The organism is Chryseobacterium sp. KACC 21268, from assembly GCA_028736075.1.
GTDB lineage: Bacteria > Bacteroidota > Bacteroidia > Flavobacteriales > Weeksellaceae > Epilithonimonas.
This window is the reverse complement of record CP117875.1, coordinates 1829836-1845720: the sequence shown is the minus strand read 5'-3', so window position 1 is coordinate 1845720 and position 15885 is coordinate 1829836. Positions and strand designations below refer to the sequence as shown.

Below are 15885 nucleotides of genomic sequence, written 5' to 3'. Positions count from 1 at the left end.
TCATCAAAGAATAAAACTTTAAAGCCTTTGTCATTCCTTAGCAATCTAGACCTTTGAGATTGACCTCGTCAAACTACTACATTGATTTCCTACGGAATAACAATATTGGGTTTTAGGACAAATCTTGATTTAACGACGAATCCGCAGCCCGACTTGAGTGGAAATCCTTTTTTGTGGCTGGTAAAGCTTCGGCAAAAAAGATTGGGAACGGAAGGCGGATTAAGCTGCCCAAATAATTCTAATTTATTACTCGCGCGCCTTCGTCGTTGATTTTTGTGACGAATGATTCGCTTTCTATATTTTTTTGAGTAAGCAATTCCTTGATTTTATGTGAAATAACTTCTGCAATTTCTTTCTTTTCGCACAAAGCGAAAACCGACGGACCGGAACCGGAAATCCCAAAACCAATCGCGCCATTGTCCAGAGCGAGTTGTTTCATCTCATAAAAATACGGAATCAACATCGCGCGAACTGGCTCTATGATGACGTCCTCGAGACTTCGGCTGACCAAACCAAGGTCGTTGGTGCAAAATCCGGCGACCAACCCTGCGATATTTCCCCATTGCTGAACGGCAGATTTCAGGCTGATTCTTTCCTTGATGATTTTTCTCGCTTCGCCTGTCGGAACGTCTACGTGCGGATGAACGGAAACCACCGACAAACCCTTTGGATAAGGCAACTTGAGCGCATCCAACGGTTCGTAACTTCTGACCAAAACCATTCCGCCCAAAAGTGCCGGCGCAACGTTGTCTGCGTGTGCATTTCCGCAGGCTATTCGTTCGCCTTCCATCGCGAGTGGCAACAATTCTTGACGAGAAAAAGGCTTTCCCATCAATTCATTAATGGCGACCAAAGCCGCAACGCTACTCGCTGCGCTGGAACCCATTCCGCTGTTGAGTGGCATTTTTTTGTACAGCTCGATATCGATTCCTTGGGTCGAATTTATCTTTTCCAAAAACAATCGAATGACGTGGGAAACTACATTTTTTTCTGGGTCTTTGGGAAGTTTTCCGCCGTCGCCTTCGATTTTTGTGATGGTGATTTTATTGGAATCGGTTTTTGTCAGGATGATTTCGTCGCCTGGCTTATCGATGGCGAAACCGAGAATATCGTAGCCACAAACGACGTTGGCGACTGTTGCTGGAGCGAAAACTTTTATAAAATCCATTTTTATAATTGATAAATGATGAGTGATAAATGATATTTATTAAAACGATGAATTGAAATCAACTAACAATTATCGTTTATCTTTTATGATTATTGAGCCGTAACTCTTACCAAATCTGCGAAAACACCTGCAGCCGTAACTTCTGCGCCAGCACCTGGACCTTTGACAACCAAAGGCGTGTTTTTGTACCTTGAAGTGGTGAATGAAATGATATTATCACTTCCTGAAAGTCCGTAGAAAGCGTGATGTGCATCAACCATTTTGACTTCGATGTTGATTTTTCCGTCTTCCAGAATTCCGATTAGTCTGAGTTTTTGACCAGAATTTTCTGCTTCATTTTTGAATGAGGAAAAGTAAGGTTCGTTCTTTTCCAACTCTTCATAAAAACTCGGAATCGAATCTGCTTTGAGGCAAGCTTCCGGAAGAAAATCTTTGATATTGACATCGGACATTTCCAAAGGTAAGCCAATTTCTCTTCCAAGAATCAGCATCTTTCTGGAGAAATCCATTCCGTTCAAATCATCTCTTGGGTCGGGTTCTGTGTAACCTAATTCTTGCGCTGTTCTTACAACTTCAGCGAAAGTTTTGTCGCCAACATAATTATTAAAAATGTAAGAAATGGTTCCTGATAAAATGGCTTCTATTTTCAGAATTTCGTCTCCAGAAATCCAGAGGTCGTTTAGCGTTTTGATGATTGGAAGTCCGGCTCCAACATTTGTTTCATATAGGAAACTGACGTTGTTCTTTTTCGCCAATCTTTTGAATTTACTGTACTGTTCGTAAGCCGAAGAATTTCCTTTTTTGTTGCAAGTTACAATTGAAATATTATTCTCAAAAAATTGAGGATAATGGCTCACCACATCTTCGCTGGAAGTATTATCTATGAAAACTAAATTAGGTAAATTTTTACTTGAAATAGAATTTATAAAATATTCTAAATTAGCTTTTTCTAAATTTTTATCTAAAATTTCATTTAAATCAAAATTCAAGCTTTCTTTTTCTGAAATAATCATTTGTCGGCTGTTTGTTACGCCTATAACATTGATTTTTATTTGGTGATTTTTCTTTAGATTTTCTTCCTCTCTTTTCAGTTGTTTGAAGAGTTCTTTACCGATATTTCCAGTTCCAGCGAACATCACATTGAAGGTTTTCACTGGCGAAAGCAAGAGCGAATCGTGGACAACATTCAGAGCTTTTGAAAGTTCATTTCTTTCAATGACAGCTGAAATATTGAGCTCCGATGAACCTTGTGCAATGGCGATAATATTGATTCCATTTTTGCCCAAAGCACTGAAAAATTTTCCGCTAATTCCTCTCGTTTTTTTCATATTCTCGCCGACTACGGAAAGAATACTTAGCTCATTATCGAATTGCGGTTCATCGATTTTGTTGGCATTGATTTCAAATTCAAATTCTTCTCGGATGGCCTTTTCGGCTTTTTTCTCATCATTAAAATTAACGACAAACGAAATGCTGTGTTCCGAACTCGCCTGCGTAATCAAGATGACATTGACGTCATATTTCGCCAACGCATTAAACAATCTTCCGCTGAAACCTTTCATCCCTATCATTCCGTTTCCGGTGATATTGACGAGACAAGTTTTCTCAATGGAGACAATTCCTTTGATTAGCCCTTTTGAAACTTCGGATTTCTGTTGAATCAAAGTTCCTGGATTTTCTGGGTTGAAAGTATTCTTGATGTAAATCGGAATTTGGCTTTCGATGGCTGGAATCATCGTAGGTGGATAGATGACTTTTGCGCCGAAATAAGACATTTCCATCGCTTCCTGATAACTAAGTTCGGGTTGAGAAAACGCATTCTTTACCAATCTTGGGTCAGCTGTCATAAAGCCGTCGACGTCTGTCCAAATCTGGATTTCTTTAGCTTTCAAACCTGAGCCTAAAATTGCTGAAGTATAATCCGAACCGCCTCTTCCAAGTGTTGTTGTATCTTGATTTTTATCTTGCGAAATGAAACCTGTTACTACATAAATTTGATTTTCAAGATTCCAATTCTTAAGATTTTCATTGGTTTTGATGAAATCTACTGATGCATTTCCGAAGTTTGAATCCGTGACAATCAATTCTCTCGCGTCTTTGTAATTCGCAGGGAAATTTTCTGATTGAAGATAAGTTGCAATGATTTTACTGGACATTTGTTCGCCGTAAGCCAACAATCTGTCTTTGATTCTGCCTGATAATTCGCCCAAGTTTTTAACGCTGAAAAGAATATCTTCAATCTCATTGAAACTCACTTTTACCATCATCAACAAAGGATTTTGAGAAGTTCTTGGTAACAATCCTGAGATGATTTGATAATGTTTTTCTTCTGCGACTTTCAATATCTCTGAGAAATCATTTTGTAGCAATGCCTCTTCCGCGGACAACAAAAGTGAGTTTGTAATTCCTGAAAATGCGGAACAAACCACAATCAAAGGTTCATTTTCATTGAATTCTTTTTCAACGATTGATTTTACATTCTTCAATGCTTCCAAACTTCCGACTGAAGTTCCTCCAAATTTTAATACTTTCATTTGTATTGTAGTTATCTTAAATAAAAAAGCCTTTCTGGAAAATTCAGAAAGGCTTTTGATATTGTTATAATTTTTCAATTTCACATACAGACCTTTCCGCGACATACTGTTGTAGTCGTTGTAGAAATCGTTGTTGTAATTGTGAAATTCATTTTGTTATTCTTAATTCTATTACAAAAATAGAAAAGTGTTTTTAATATGCAAGTAATTTCGGGTTAAATAATTATTTTATTTTATGAATTTACCAAATCTTTAAAGTTTCATCAAAAATTAATTTAAAGAAAAAGGTATTTGTTTTTAGATATAAAATTTCAAAATACCACCAGTCTTTCAGCTTAAAATATCAACAAAAACCTGAATTTTCGCTCAATTAAAAATTTAATCAAAATTAGATGTTGAAATTTTACAATTGATTACCAGTACTTTAAATAACAATTTTAAAAATATTTGGTACTTTGTATTGCACAATACCTTTTAGTTTACATATCTTTGCAATGTAAAGTTAAAGAAAGATGTTTTTGAAGACGGAAGTCAGAAGATGGAAGTCAGAAGATTTTAACATTAAGACATTGAATCTTGAACTTTAAATTTTGAATTATAAAACCAAACAATTAATATGAATACCGAGAACACAAAGGCGCAGATGCGCAAAGGAATTCTGGAATTCTGTATTTTGAGTCTTATTCAACAACGTGAAATGTACGTTTCCGACCTGATAGAATCTCTCAAAAAAGGAAGACTGGATGTAGTGGAAGGAACGCTTTATCCGCTCCTTACAAGACTGAAAAATGGCGAATTCCTCGCTTACAGATGGGAAGAATCCACAAGCGGACCGCCAAGAAAGTACTACCAGATCACGGAAAAAGGAAGCCTCTTCCTCGCTGAACTGCAAACCACTTGGCAAGAACTGACAGATTCTGTCAACCAAATTATCTCAAACTCTCAAAACTAATTATTATGAACAAGACATTATCTATAGCACTCGCTGGTTTTTCCTTTACGATAGACGAGCTGGCTTACATAAAATTAAGCGATTATCTGAATGCTCTTAGAAATTCTCTAGACGCCGCTGAAGCAGATGAAGTGATGAACGACATCGAGATCAGAATGGTGGAGATCTTCAAAGAAACACTTGGAAAGAGAGAGGTGATCAATGATTCTGATGTTGAGAGAGTGATTGCTCAAATCGGAACGCCTGAACAAATTGACGAACAAGAAGAAGCTTACTTCTCTGAAGGGAAACAGAAACAATCTAAAACTTCTGGAACATTCTCTTACAGCAGCAATTCTCAAAAGCAATTGTTCCGTGATCCCGAGAAACAAAAGATAGCAGGTGTTTGTGCAGGTTTGGCAGCTTATTTCGGAATGGAGATCAGCTGGATGAGACTGATCTGGATCGGTGCATTTCTTTTCCTTTGGGTAGCGCCAGGATCTTCATTCCTAGTGGTGATCTTGTACTTTATCCTTTGGGCCGTTTTGCCAAAAGCAGAATCAGCTTCAGATTTTTTGAAAATGAAAGGGAAACCTTTGAACTTTGATAATCTAAAGGAAGAATCTGGAAAAATCGTTCAGTTTGCTAATGAAACTACGACCAGAGCAGGCGAGATCTACACAGAGAACAAACCTAAAATTGGTTCAGCTGGTGACACGATCCTGAAAATCCTTAAATATTGTCTTGCCGTTTGGTTGGCATTGATGGCTGCAGGCTGCTTCATCGGACTTTTTGCAATGACTTTTGCTTATGGATCTGGAAAATTCGGGATAGACAACAACCTTGGATTCTATCTTGAGGAAAACAATATGGGCTATCTGATCTTAGCGATTGCGGCTTTGCCAACGATTATCTTCGGTGTTGCGTTCTTATTATTATCGATCAAATTATTCTCTCCGAAGACGAAATTCAACTATGTAGGACCTGTTTTGGGAACATTAGGGATTATCTGGTTGGTTTTGGTTGGCGTGCTAGCGGCGAATGCTTCAAGATTCAACTTTGCCTATAGTGGAGAAAATGAAGATTATGAAAACATCTCGATTAGCGCTCCAAATGCAATTGACACAATCTACATTGATAGCAAAAAGGTGGACATTCCTGAGAACTTCAAAACGTACTTCAATAATATCTATTCTGACAAATCAAAGATCTACAAAAAGGATTATCCTCACGTAGAAATCACGAGAAAAGATGACATCAAAACGCCATATCTGATCGTAAAAAGAGAAGCTGATGGTTACAACCAGCCTCTGAAAATGAGAGTACCTGTAGAGATTGTAGGGAACAGAATCATCCTTCCAAACTACTTCGAGTATCCTTACGAATACCGTTTCAGAAATTACAGATTGGATTATGAACTTGTAGTTCCTAGAAATACGAAAGTCATTAATGAAAAAGAATATCAGGTCAATGTCAGCGATGATAACGACGATGATGACAACGATTCTGACAATCATAACAACAGCGGAATCACCGTTGAGAAAAACAAGATCAATATCAATGGAACTACAATTGAGTACAATTCTGATGAGAATGACAGTGTGAAGATCAATGGAAAATATTACTCCAAAGATTCTGCAGACGTGGTTTTGGAAAGACTGAAAATTGATGAGAAAGTTAAGAAATCGATTGAAGACCTTAACATCAACATCAAAGACGGAAAGAAAGAGATCAACATCAAAACTAAATAAAAATTGAGAGTGGATTAGTCGAAAAGCGGGTCAAAAACTGTAAAGAGTTTCCGCTTTTCCTCTAGTTCTTCCAAGATTTATAAATGATAATTGTCAAATGATAAATGATCATAAACTATGAAAATCTATACTTTGTTTCTTTTGGTAATGTTCACGACGCTATCAAAAGCTCAAACGCACCGATTCATCTACGAATATCAATTCAAGCTAAATTCAGAATCCACAGAATACAGAAAGACCAATATGGCTTTGGACATCAATCCAACTGATGTCAAGTTCTACGATTACGAAAGCGTTCTGAATGATTCCATTAATAAAAAAGGAGGTCGCAATTACAATTGGACCGGCGCACCTGTCATCACCAGGAAGAAAAACTCTTATCAGAATACGAACTACGAAATGATGATGGACTATTTTTCCTACCAAACCACCGACAAAATGGATTGGAAACTGGAAAATGAGACCAAGACTTCTGGACAGTACACTTTGCAAAAAGCAACGACCAATTTCGGAGGTAGAGAATGGACCGCTTGGTTTGCCAAAGATATCAACATCTCAGAAGGACCTTACAAATTCCGAGGTTTGCCAGGTTTGATCTTTGAAATGAATGACAGTAAGGATAACTTTATATTTAAATTGATCAAAAGTCAGAAAATAGAAAAGACCTACGACACCTCAGATTTCTTAGAAGCTTTCGCAGGCAAGAAACCTCTGAATGTCAAGATCGAAGATATGCACAAGCAAATGCTGAAGTTCTACAACGATCCGATGAAAGATCTAAGAGAGAAGTTCGATGATGTACCACCAGGAACTTTCCAAGTGGGCGGGAAGAAAATCACGAGCAAAGACCAATTCAAAGAAATGGCAAAGGTAATGCAGGAGCACATTTTGAAGAGCTACAATCCTTTGGATCTTACAAACGCCGTAACCTATCCGGAGATGAATTAAAAATTTAATAAAATATTAACCAAATTTTTATTAATCCCATTATTTAATTTCTTAAATTTGTTTCAGAAAATCAATTTCTAACTAAAAAACTACAACAAAATGATACAATTGGTAATTACAATCGCCATCAAGCTGGTCGATTTTTTCTCAAGCCTTTTTTGACACGTAAAGAATATCTAGATATTTCTTAGAAAATAAACATATTTTGTAAATTTGTAAAGTATAGCTTTGTCGCTGTACTTTATTTTTTTGTCTATGAAAAAATTCTTAGGAAAAGCCATCCTCAAGTTGGTAGGCTGGAAAATCGCTCTCCAAGGCGATGTCAACAATCTCGACAGATGCATCCTCGTAGTTGCGCCACACACCGACAACAGCGAGTACATTCTCGGAAACCTTGCTTACTGGGCATTGGGTAAAAAACTAAAGATTATCATCAAGGATGCGCATACCAAAGCTTTCTACGGCAGCATCGTGAAAGGCCTTGGCGGAATAGGGATTGACCGTTCTCAGAAGAATGACCTCGTGAAATTCGTAGCAGACGAATTCAAGAAAGATGATTTCAGTTTGGTGATCACGCCGGAAGGCACAAGAAGTTGGGTCCCAAAGTGGAGAAAAGGCTTTTACAATATGGCTTTGGCAGCAAAGGTTCCTATCGTTTTAGCTGGTGGTGATTACAAAAGAAAAACCGTCAATCTAGGCTACATCATTCCGTACGAGAAATTGGAAACGCATACTTTTGAACAGATCATGCAGGAAATTCAGGATTTCTATTTGAAATATGACATTACGCCAAAACATCCTAAGAACTGGAATCCGCAGATCTACTAGTGATAGTTGATAGTTGATAGTTGATAGTTGATAGCAAAATTACTTCTTTCACTAATTTTTAATCATTTAATCCTTTAATCCTTTAATTTTACTCGATGGACGAAGCAAAAAAAATAGAAGTACTTGACCGGTTGAACAAAGCCAGTAAAAACACTTTGGGCGAAACGCTTGACATTGTATACACCGATGTTTCCGATGATTTCTTGACCGCGACGATGCCGGTGACATCAAAAGTTCATCAGCCTTACGGCATTATGCACGGTGGCGCGAGTTGCGTTTTGGCGGAGACTTTGGGATCTTGTTTGTCATTAATTAATCTTGACCTTTCCAAATCGGTTCCGGTTGGCACAAATATCAACAGCAATCATTTGCGAGCAATTAGAGAAGGAGTCGTGACTGGAACGGCGACTTTCATCCGAAAAGGAAACACGATGCACGTTTCCCAAATCGAGATTCGAGACGAAAAAGGAAATCTCATCAATCACACGACAATGACGAACAACATCGTCCCAGTCGGAAAAGTTTAATTTATTTTTTTCCAATATGCTCGTTTTCAGATTGCCCGACTCAGAGGTTTTTCACACGCTAGAAAACTCATCAGAAAAACAGGTTTCATTCGTCAGTTTTGATTCTAAAACCGTTTTGGATTTCAAAGGCTCCATCAAGGAAATTTCAAAAGAAGACATAGAAAACTGCAATGTTGCTCCGAAAAACAAGAGTTCATTAATAGAAATCGGGAAAGAAACTTGCGATTCCTATGCAATCAAAATTAACCAAGCCAAAGATTTCATCGAGAAAAACGAGCTTAAAAAGTTGGTACTTTCCAGAAGGAAACTTTTGATGTATCTCGACATTGATTCTCAGAAAAAATTATCATTAACGAAAAGTTTCCTCAAATTCTGCGACAACTACCCTTCTGCATTCTGTTATCTTTTCGAAAAAAACAATGAGATTTGGATGGGTGGATTTTCTGAAGTCTTGGGAAAATTTGACAAGAAAACAAACTCATTTGAAACGATGAGCCTCGCAGGAACTTTGCCGTTGGATGAAAGTTGGACAGACAAAGAAATCGAGGAACAGAAAGCAGTTACGGAATACATTCAATCTATTTTGAGGAAATTCTCTTCCAATCTGAAAGTTTCATCGACTAAAGATTTGATTTCAGGGAACATAAAACATCTCAAAACTGATTTTTCTGCAGAAATAAGTCCGGAAAGTTTGGATAAGATCATTTCGGAATTGCATCCAACACCCGCAGTTTGTGGCTTTCCTAAAGAACTTTGCGCGCAAGGAATCAAAAGTATCGAGCATTTCAACAGAGAATTTTACGCTGGTTACATCAAGGTTGAGACTGAGGATTTTGTTTATTATTTTGTGAATCTACGATGTGCAAGCTTCTTTAAAAATTACGCATTTCTCTTTGTTGGTGGTGGCATTACATTGAAAAGCGACGCCCAAAAAGAATGGGAAGAAACGGAACTGAAATCTTTGGCAATCCAGAATAATTTGGTTTTTGAATAAAAAGAATATTTAATTATCCTTAACATTTATAACCAGAAATTTTTATCAAATTATCAAAGATTAAAATATTAATCTAGAAGATAAATATTTATTTATTAATTTTACAGGAAACTGATAAATATGAATCAGCTTCTAAAATTAGTATTAACAGGAATTTTGATTCTTTGTTTTTTAAAAATGCCGATTATTTTCTACAGATTTTCCGGTTATCTGTTGTTTGCTGGATTTGGCTGGTTGGCCTATGATGCTTTTCAAAGGAGAGATCAGTTGGACGTGAAAATTTTTGTGATTCTAGCGTTGCTCTACAACCCATTTATCACATTTCCTTTCCCAAATTTTTTGTGGGTCATTATTAATATTATCATCATTATCGGGCTGATACTAAATATGCTTTTTGCGGAAGATAATCCGTACGAAGATCAAATAAAAAAAGATGACCGCTAAGTCATCTTTTTTATTTTTTATAAACCTACTTCTACTCTGAAGCCTGTATTGATTTTAATTTTCATAAGTCCGGCAGTAATTTTTGATCCCTTAATTTTCAAAAAGAAGGAATTCTGCTTAGACTTTAAATGATTGATAAGATCAGCATTGGTAGGGGAAAAAGTAATCACTGTAGGATTTGTATTCCCTGTGACTGTTGCTACTTTAATTTCTCCATTTTCTGGTGTTTTGAAAAACACCTCAGCATCCAAAATGGCATCCAGTGGTACTGCATTTCCTTCAATAGCAGTGATACTGAATTTTTCCAATTTTGCAGCTTTCAAATTATTGATAGAAAAATTTGAATACTGCTCTTTGATTTTTGCATCTACATCTATGTTGACAGGAATTTCTGGATAGGTCACAGTTTCTGTCGTACTTGCAGTAGCAAAAGGAAATTCTGCATTAAAATCAAGAGGAATAGTAAATGGAATAGGTACAGAAATATTGTCAATCAATTCGTCTACTTTGTCGCAACTTAATGCAACATTACCTACCATTAGACATCCTGAAATCAAGATTACACTGGTGATTAATTTTCTCATAAAACATTATTTTTCTGTAAGTGTATATAAAAATATGCCACGATTATTAAAAATTATTAATGACTGATGGTTTCAACATCTGCAATTGAGTGTTTATGTCTGAAGAACAAACCAAAAAGGATTGCAATTACTAATGAATAAGCCGCAAAATAAAGCCAAATATGAGTCCAGTCTTTTACAAAAACGATATTTGATAATGTACCATCTGGATTAACAGCGGAATTAAATGAATTTTTTAAAATCCCTAAGAAAGTAGAATTATCCGGCGTTGTTTCCAGATAAGATGATAACTCGTTAACTGTTGTGAATTTTATTGTAAAGAACTTATCTATGGCCCAACCAGCGATATAACTTCCTAGTACAGCTCCAAAACCATTAGTCATCATCATAAACAAACCTTGCGCTGACGATCTAATCTTTTTATCAGTGGTAGTTTCAACAAATAGTGATCCGGAAATATTGAAAAAATCGAAAGCCATTCCGTAAACAACACAGGAAAGAATGATCATCCATAGTCCATTTACAGGATCTCCAAAAGCAAATAATCCGAAACGCAAAACCCACGCAAACATACTGATTAACATTACTTTTTTGATTCCGAATTTTCGCAAGAAAAATGGAATTGCCAAAATAAAAAGCGTCTCAGAAATCTGGGAAATTGACATAATGATTGTTGATTTTTCCACTACGATCGAATTGGTGTACTTTGGAAAATTAGCAAACTCACTCAAGAATACGTCTCCGTAAGCATTTGTCAATTGTAAAGCAGCACCCAAAAGCATTGAGAACAAAAAGAACAAAGCCATTTTGAAGTTGCCAAAAAGTTTGAAAGCGTTTAGTCCCAATTGCTCAGAAAGAGGCGCACTCTTGTCGATTAATTTTTGTGGTGGGCATTTTGGTAATGTCAAAGCATATAAACCTAAAAGAATTGCCGCAGCTCCACCGATGTAAAACTGTCCTTCTGTTGCTTTGTTTCCTGTCAAATTAGTAATCCACATAGCCACAATGAAACCAATTGTTCCCCAAACTCTGATTGGTGGAAAATCTTTTACAACATCCAAGTGACTGTTCTTCAGAATCGTATAAGAAATTGAGTTAGTCAGAGCAATTGTTGGCATGTAGAAACACATTGCGATCAACATAATATAAAAGAATGAATCCGGTGTTTCAGCATGTGGTAAAATAAAAAGTACAATACCATAAAAAATCTGCAAAACAGAATAAATCCTTTCCGCATTGACCCAACGGTCTGCTATGATCCCTGTAATGGTTGGCATAAAAATCGAGGCAATTCCCATCGTCCCGAAAACAGCTCCGAACTGTGTCCCATCCCAATGTTTGGTTCCAAACCAGAAGTTTGCCATCGTTATCAGCCAAGCTCCCCAAACAAAGAATTGCAGAAAGCTAAGTATAGTCAATCGTAATTTAAGACTCATTATTATAAAATGATATTAGTATTGGTTAGTCGATTTTTTTGTTTCTTCTTTTGATCTCTTCCTGCAATCTCAGCGCGGTATCATAATCTTCTTCTTTTACAGCATCAGCTAATAATTGGTTCAGCTCTTCTACAGTGAGACCCGATAGATCATTAAAATCCGAAACATCATCGGATTCGATTTCCTCATCTCCCACTTTCGGCGTTTCGTCAAGTTCAAGTAGAATTCCAGCTTCATTCAGAACATCAGAAGTCGTGAAAATCGGTGCGTCAAAACGAACTGCCATTGCAACGGCGTCGGAAGTTCTGGCGTCCAAAATCAATTCCTCGTCTGATAATGGATTCTTGAAATTTATATTCGAGAAGAAAACACCGTCTTTTATTTGATAGATGATGACGGATTCGATTTTAAAATTGGTGTTTTTCACAAATTGTGTGAACAGATCGTGCGTCAAAGGACGAGGTGGATTGATGTCTTTTTCTAATCCTAAAGAAATGGATTGCGCTTCAAAATTCCCTATAACAACAGGCAGTTTGACTGATGTTTCTTCATGTTCCAGCAACAGCGCATAAGCTCCCGATTGGGTTTGGCTGTATGAGATTCCTCTTATGATTAATTTTTTATAATCCATTTAGCAAATATAAAATTTTTTGTTAATTTTCATTGAGAAATTGTTGATTTTTACGTGGTTTCAATCGTATTTATGTAGAAAGTAAAATGTAAAAACTATTTATTTCAAAATGCCAAACAATAATGGATTATAACGCGTTGATTTTGAACATACAATATCCGTATGCTGAGCAGAATCGTTTTTTGTTAAGACTTCGGTTTACAATGAATTTTGTTAAAAGTTTAATGCATAAAAAAACCTGAGCCAATGACTCAGGTTTTGATTTTATTTTGAAGACTATTATGCTCCTTTCAATGCTTTGATTTTCTCTGTCAATGCAGGAATAATCTGGAAAGCATCGCCTACTACGCCGTAATCTGCAGATTTGAAGAAAGGTGCTTCCGCATCATTGTTGATGACAACAATTGTTTTGGAACTGTTGACACCAGCCAAATGCTGAATTGCCCCAGAAATACCAACCGCCACATAAAGATTTGGAGAAATGGCTTTACCAGTCTGTCCAACGTGCTCTGTGTGAGGTCTCCATCCGATATCAGAAACTGGTTTAGAACAAGCTGTTGCCGCGCCCAAAACGTTTGCCAAGTCTTCGATCATTCCCCAGTTTTCAGGACCTTTCATACCTCTACCAGCTGAAACAACAACTTCTGCTTCCTTAAGATCGAGCTTTCCGGAAGACTGCTCGTGGTTGATTACTTTTGTATCTTCGTTGGCAATGCTCAATTCCTTCACTTCTTCCGAACCAGATGCTGCATTTTCTTTCACACCATAAGCATTTTGAGAAACCGTTACGATAACGCCCGCTGCATCAGCTTTTGCGTGCATGAAACCTTTTCCGGAGAATGCTCTTCTCTTAACCTGAAAAGGTGAAGTGCTTTCTGGAACGTCGATCGCATTCGTAATCAAAGAATAATTTTTCTGAATTGCCAACATTGGCGCTACTGAAGAGGCATCTGTTGTGTGGGGAAAAACGATCACGTTACCGTCGAAAACCTCATTCACTGCTTGTGCATAAGCTTTGGAACTGAAATTTTTCAGACCTGCATCTTTTACATTAATGACTTTGTCTGCGCCATATTTGTAAAGTAAATCTGAAGAATCTGTAGGATTGATAGAAATCGCAGTCACTGAATCTCCAGTTTTTGTTGCGATTGCTTTTGCATAAGAAACGGCTTCAAATGCTGCTTTTTTATAAATTCCGTTTATATTTTCTGCGTATACGAATACTGCCATAATTTCTAAATTAAAGGTTTAAAATTCAAAATTCACGATCGAAAAACTGCGAATCTTGAATATGAAATTTTGAATGATTAAATAACTTTTGCTTCTTCGTGAAGTAATCTTACCAGTTCGTCCAGGTTATCTGCAGAAACTAATTTTACGGCTGCTCTTGGTGCAACGCTGTCGAAAGAAACCGCTTCAACTTTTACCTCTGTATTAGAAGGCTCTACCACTTGAAGTGCTTTTGTTCTTGCAGACATAATGCCTCTCATATTTGGTATGATCAAATCTTTCTCATCTACCAATCCTTTTTGTCCTGCGACAACAGCTGGCAATTTCACTGAGATCGTTTCTTTTCCGCCTTCAATTTCTCTTACAGCCGTTGCTTCTGAACCATTGACATCAAACCCAACAGCTGCATTCACAAATGGGAAATTTAGCAATTGTGCTACCATTCCTGGAACTGCGCCACCGTTGTAATCTATCGATTCTTTTCCCATCAATACTAATTCATAAGCACCGTCCTGAGCAACTCTAGCGATTTCTTTAGCCACAGAGAAACTGTCCTTCGCTTCTGTATTTACTCTGATTGCATCATTTGCTCCGATTGCCAAAGCTTTCCTGATCACTGCTTCTGTTCCTGCATCGCCAACATTCACAACGGTCACTGTTGCGCCTTGGGATTCCTGTAATTTTATAGCTTTTGTTAAAGCAAACTCATCCAAAGGATTGATCACCCACTGGATTCCGTTTTTGTCGAATGCAGATTTGTCTGCCGTAAAGTTAATTTTACTGGTAGTGTCTGGAACACTACTGATACAAACTAATATTTTCATATGTAATTTTTAATGTTTTTAATTGCCATATCTTATCGCTCAATTCTATACTAATATTATTTTTAGAATAATGGCGATTCAATCGTATTATTCATCTGTTTTATAAGATGAACTTGGCTAATTTATATAAAAAATGCTATGCATGCATAATTTATTGTTATTTATTAAATAGGATTCGCTAAGCCTTTATTTATCGGATATTTAGAATATTTATAAATAATAAAGCTGATAAACATTGACTATTTTGCTTCAAAAGTATCAACACTTTTAATAACTTAAACAGGACAAATTTCTATTTAAATGATTTATTTTTTGACTTGGCTCGCTCTGAATTCTATTTTACTAGGCAAAACTCTTGGATTCATATTCAACATATCGAGGACAAGATTTCCCATATCTTCTGGTTGAATTTTCCATTCATCTTTCTCTGAAGGAACATTTCCGTTGAAGTAAGTAGCAACAGAACCCGGCATTATCGTCGAAACTTTGATATTATATTTTCTAAGATCGATCATCGCTGCTTGCGTGAAACCTACCACTCCAAACTTCGAAGCGTTGTAGCCGGCGCCATTTTCAAAAAAGTTTGTTCCGGCAAGACTCGCGATTGTAATGTAATAACCTTCGGATTTTTTCAGTTCCTCAACCGAAGCTTTTAATGAATAAAAACAGCCAGTCAGATTGGTTTCCTGCATCGCGTTCCAATCTTCGATACTCAATTCGTCGACCGGTTTGAAAACGCCTAAACCTGCATTGGAAATCACAACATCAAGACTTCCGAATCTATCGGTGATCTTGGAAACCGCATTATCTTCATCTGCAAAATTCCTCACATCTGAACTTACGCCGAAGATACTTTCTGAAATAACTTTAAGGTCTGAAACAGCTTTATCCACATCGTCTTGTTTACGTCCGCTGATGGCAACTTTATGACCGTTTTTCAATAAAACTTCTGCAATCCCGAAACCGATTCCTTTGGTTCCGCCTGTGATGTATATTACTTTTGACATAATTTTTATTTTTAATATTAATAAAAAAGACAGCCGAAAACTGTCTTT

Annotated in this window: 15 protein-coding genes; 7 read left to right on the top strand and 8 right to left on the bottom strand. The window is 36.9% G+C overall.

The window, feature by feature from the left end:
* Positions 1-238: 238 nt before the first annotated feature.
* Together PQ459_08660 and thrA are read right to left on the bottom strand one after the other, a co-directional pair.
* Complete coding sequence (locus PQ459_08660; protein WDF48537.1) at positions 239-1168, bottom strand: homoserine kinase; 930 nt, start codon at positions 1166-1168, stop codon at positions 239-241.
* A gap of 89 nt (positions 1169-1257) precedes the next feature.
* Positions 1258-3702: a bifunctional aspartate kinase/homoserine dehydrogenase I gene (gene thrA / locus PQ459_08655; GenBank protein WDF48536.1), complete on the bottom strand. Its 2445-nt coding sequence runs from the start codon at positions 3700-3702 to the stop codon at positions 1258-1260.
* Between the two features lie 616 nt (positions 3703-4318).
* Here thrA and PQ459_08650 point away from each other — a divergent pair.
* From PQ459_08650 to PQ459_08620, 7 genes are all read left to right on the top strand, one after another.
* Positions 4319-4654 (top strand): PadR family transcriptional regulator, encoded by a 336-nt coding sequence (locus PQ459_08650; GenBank protein WDF48535.1) that lies wholly within the window; start codon positions 4319-4321, stop codon positions 4652-4654.
* Positions 4655-4659: 5 nt separating this feature from the next.
* A complete protein-coding gene (locus tag PQ459_08645) occupies positions 4660-6384 on the top strand; it encodes a PspC domain-containing protein (protein ID WDF48534.1) in 1725 nt (574 codons plus the stop codon).
* Positions 6385-6501: 117 nt separating this feature from the next.
* On the top strand, positions 6502-7332 hold the full coding sequence (locus PQ459_08640; GenBank protein ID WDF48533.1) for a GLPGLI family protein: 831 nt from the start codon (positions 6502-6504) through the stop codon (positions 7330-7332).
* 255 nt (positions 7333-7587) lie between these two features.
* Positions 7588-8160, top strand: a complete 573-nt coding sequence (locus tag PQ459_08635; protein ID WDF48532.1) for a 1-acyl-sn-glycerol-3-phosphate acyltransferase — start codon at positions 7588-7590, stop codon at positions 8158-8160.
* A gap of 95 nt (positions 8161-8255) precedes the next feature.
* A complete protein-coding gene (locus tag PQ459_08630) occupies positions 8256-8687 on the top strand; it encodes a hotdog fold thioesterase (GenBank protein ID WDF48531.1) in 432 nt (143 codons plus the stop codon).
* 16 nt (positions 8688-8703) lie between these two features.
* The gene (locus PQ459_08625; protein ID WDF48530.1) at positions 8704-9681 is read left to right on the top strand and encodes a chorismate-binding protein; all 978 of its coding nucleotides are present in this window, start codon (positions 8704-8706) and stop codon (positions 9679-9681) included.
* 177 nt (positions 9682-9858) lie between these two features.
* Entirely contained in the window at positions 9859-10125 is a 267-nt protein-coding gene (locus PQ459_08620) for a hypothetical protein (protein WDF48529.1), read from the top strand.
* A gap of 17 nt (positions 10126-10142) precedes the next feature.
* Here PQ459_08620 and PQ459_08615 read toward each other — a convergent pair whose 3' ends face one another.
* The 6 genes from PQ459_08615 to PQ459_08590 all read right to left on the bottom strand — a co-directional run bounded on the left by PQ459_08615 (position 10143) and on the right by PQ459_08590 (position 15837).
* Positions 10143-10709 (bottom strand): hypothetical protein, encoded by a 567-nt coding sequence (locus tag PQ459_08615; protein WDF48528.1) that lies wholly within the window; start codon positions 10707-10709, stop codon positions 10143-10145.
* Positions 10710-10765: 56 nt separating this feature from the next.
* Positions 10766-12145 carry a nucleoside permease gene (locus PQ459_08610; GenBank protein ID WDF48527.1) on the bottom strand — a complete coding sequence of 460 codons (1380 nt, stop codon included), beginning with the start codon at positions 12143-12145 and terminating at the stop codon, positions 10766-10768.
* A gap of 25 nt (positions 12146-12170) precedes the next feature.
* Positions 12171-12776, bottom strand: coding sequence for a bifunctional nuclease family protein (locus PQ459_08605; protein ID WDF48526.1), 606 nt, complete (start codon positions 12774-12776; stop codon positions 12171-12173).
* A 279-nt stretch (positions 12777-13055) separates the two neighbouring features.
* Positions 13056-14006 carry an electron transfer flavoprotein subunit alpha/FixB family protein gene (locus tag PQ459_08600; GenBank protein ID WDF48525.1) on the bottom strand — a complete coding sequence of 317 codons (951 nt, stop codon included), beginning with the start codon at positions 14004-14006 and terminating at the stop codon, positions 13056-13058.
* Positions 14007-14083: 77 nt separating this feature from the next.
* Positions 14084-14830 (bottom strand): electron transfer flavoprotein subunit beta/FixA family protein, encoded by a 747-nt coding sequence (locus tag PQ459_08595; protein WDF48524.1) that lies wholly within the window; start codon positions 14828-14830, stop codon positions 14084-14086.
* Between the two features lie 305 nt (positions 14831-15135).
* A complete protein-coding gene (locus PQ459_08590) occupies positions 15136-15837 on the bottom strand; it encodes an SDR family oxidoreductase (protein WDF48523.1) in 702 nt (233 codons plus the stop codon).
* Positions 15838-15885 lie beyond the last annotated feature (48 nt).

Bases quoted from the DNA above. Each gene is read 5' to 3' on its own strand.
- PQ459_08660 (WDF48537.1), bottom strand. From the start codon at position 1,168: ATGGATTTTATAAAAGTTTTCGCTCCAGCAACAGTCGCCAACGTCGTT.
- thrA (WDF48536.1), bottom strand. From the start codon at position 3,702: ATGAAAGTATTAAAATTTGGAGGAACTTCAGTCGGAAGTTTGGAAGCA.
- PQ459_08650 (WDF48535.1), top strand. From the start codon at position 4,319: ATGAATACCGAGAACACAAAGGCGCAGATGCGCAAAGGAATTCTGGAA.
- PQ459_08645 (WDF48534.1), top strand. From the start codon at position 4,660: ATGAACAAGACATTATCTATAGCACTCGCTGGTTTTTCCTTTACGATA.
- PQ459_08640 (WDF48533.1), top strand. From the start codon at position 6,502: ATGAAAATCTATACTTTGTTTCTTTTGGTAATGTTCACGACGCTATCA.
- PQ459_08635 (WDF48532.1), top strand. From the start codon at position 7,588: ATGAAAAAATTCTTAGGAAAAGCCATCCTCAAGTTGGTAGGCTGGAAA.
- PQ459_08630 (WDF48531.1), top strand. From the start codon at position 8,256: ATGGACGAAGCAAAAAAAATAGAAGTACTTGACCGGTTGAACAAAGCC.
- PQ459_08625 (WDF48530.1), top strand. From the start codon at position 8,704: ATGCTCGTTTTCAGATTGCCCGACTCAGAGGTTTTTCACACGCTAGAA.
- PQ459_08620 (WDF48529.1), top strand. From the start codon at position 9,859: ATGCCGATTATTTTCTACAGATTTTCCGGTTATCTGTTGTTTGCTGGA.
- PQ459_08615 (WDF48528.1), bottom strand. From the start codon at position 10,709: ATGAGAAAATTAATCACCAGTGTAATCTTGATTTCAGGATGTCTAATG.
- PQ459_08610 (WDF48527.1), bottom strand. From the start codon at position 12,145: ATGAGTCTTAAATTACGATTGACTATACTTAGCTTTCTGCAATTCTTT.
- PQ459_08605 (WDF48526.1), bottom strand. From the start codon at position 12,776: ATGGATTATAAAAAATTAATCATAAGAGGAATCTCATACAGCCAAACC.
- PQ459_08600 (WDF48525.1), bottom strand. From the start codon at position 14,006: ATGGCAGTATTCGTATACGCAGAAAATATAAACGGAATTTATAAAAAA.
- PQ459_08595 (WDF48524.1), bottom strand. From the start codon at position 14,830: ATGAAAATATTAGTTTGTATCAGTAGTGTTCCAGACACTACCAGTAAA.
- PQ459_08590 (WDF48523.1), bottom strand. From the start codon at position 15,837: ATGTCAAAAGTAATATACATCACAGGCGGAACCAAAGGAATCGGTTTC.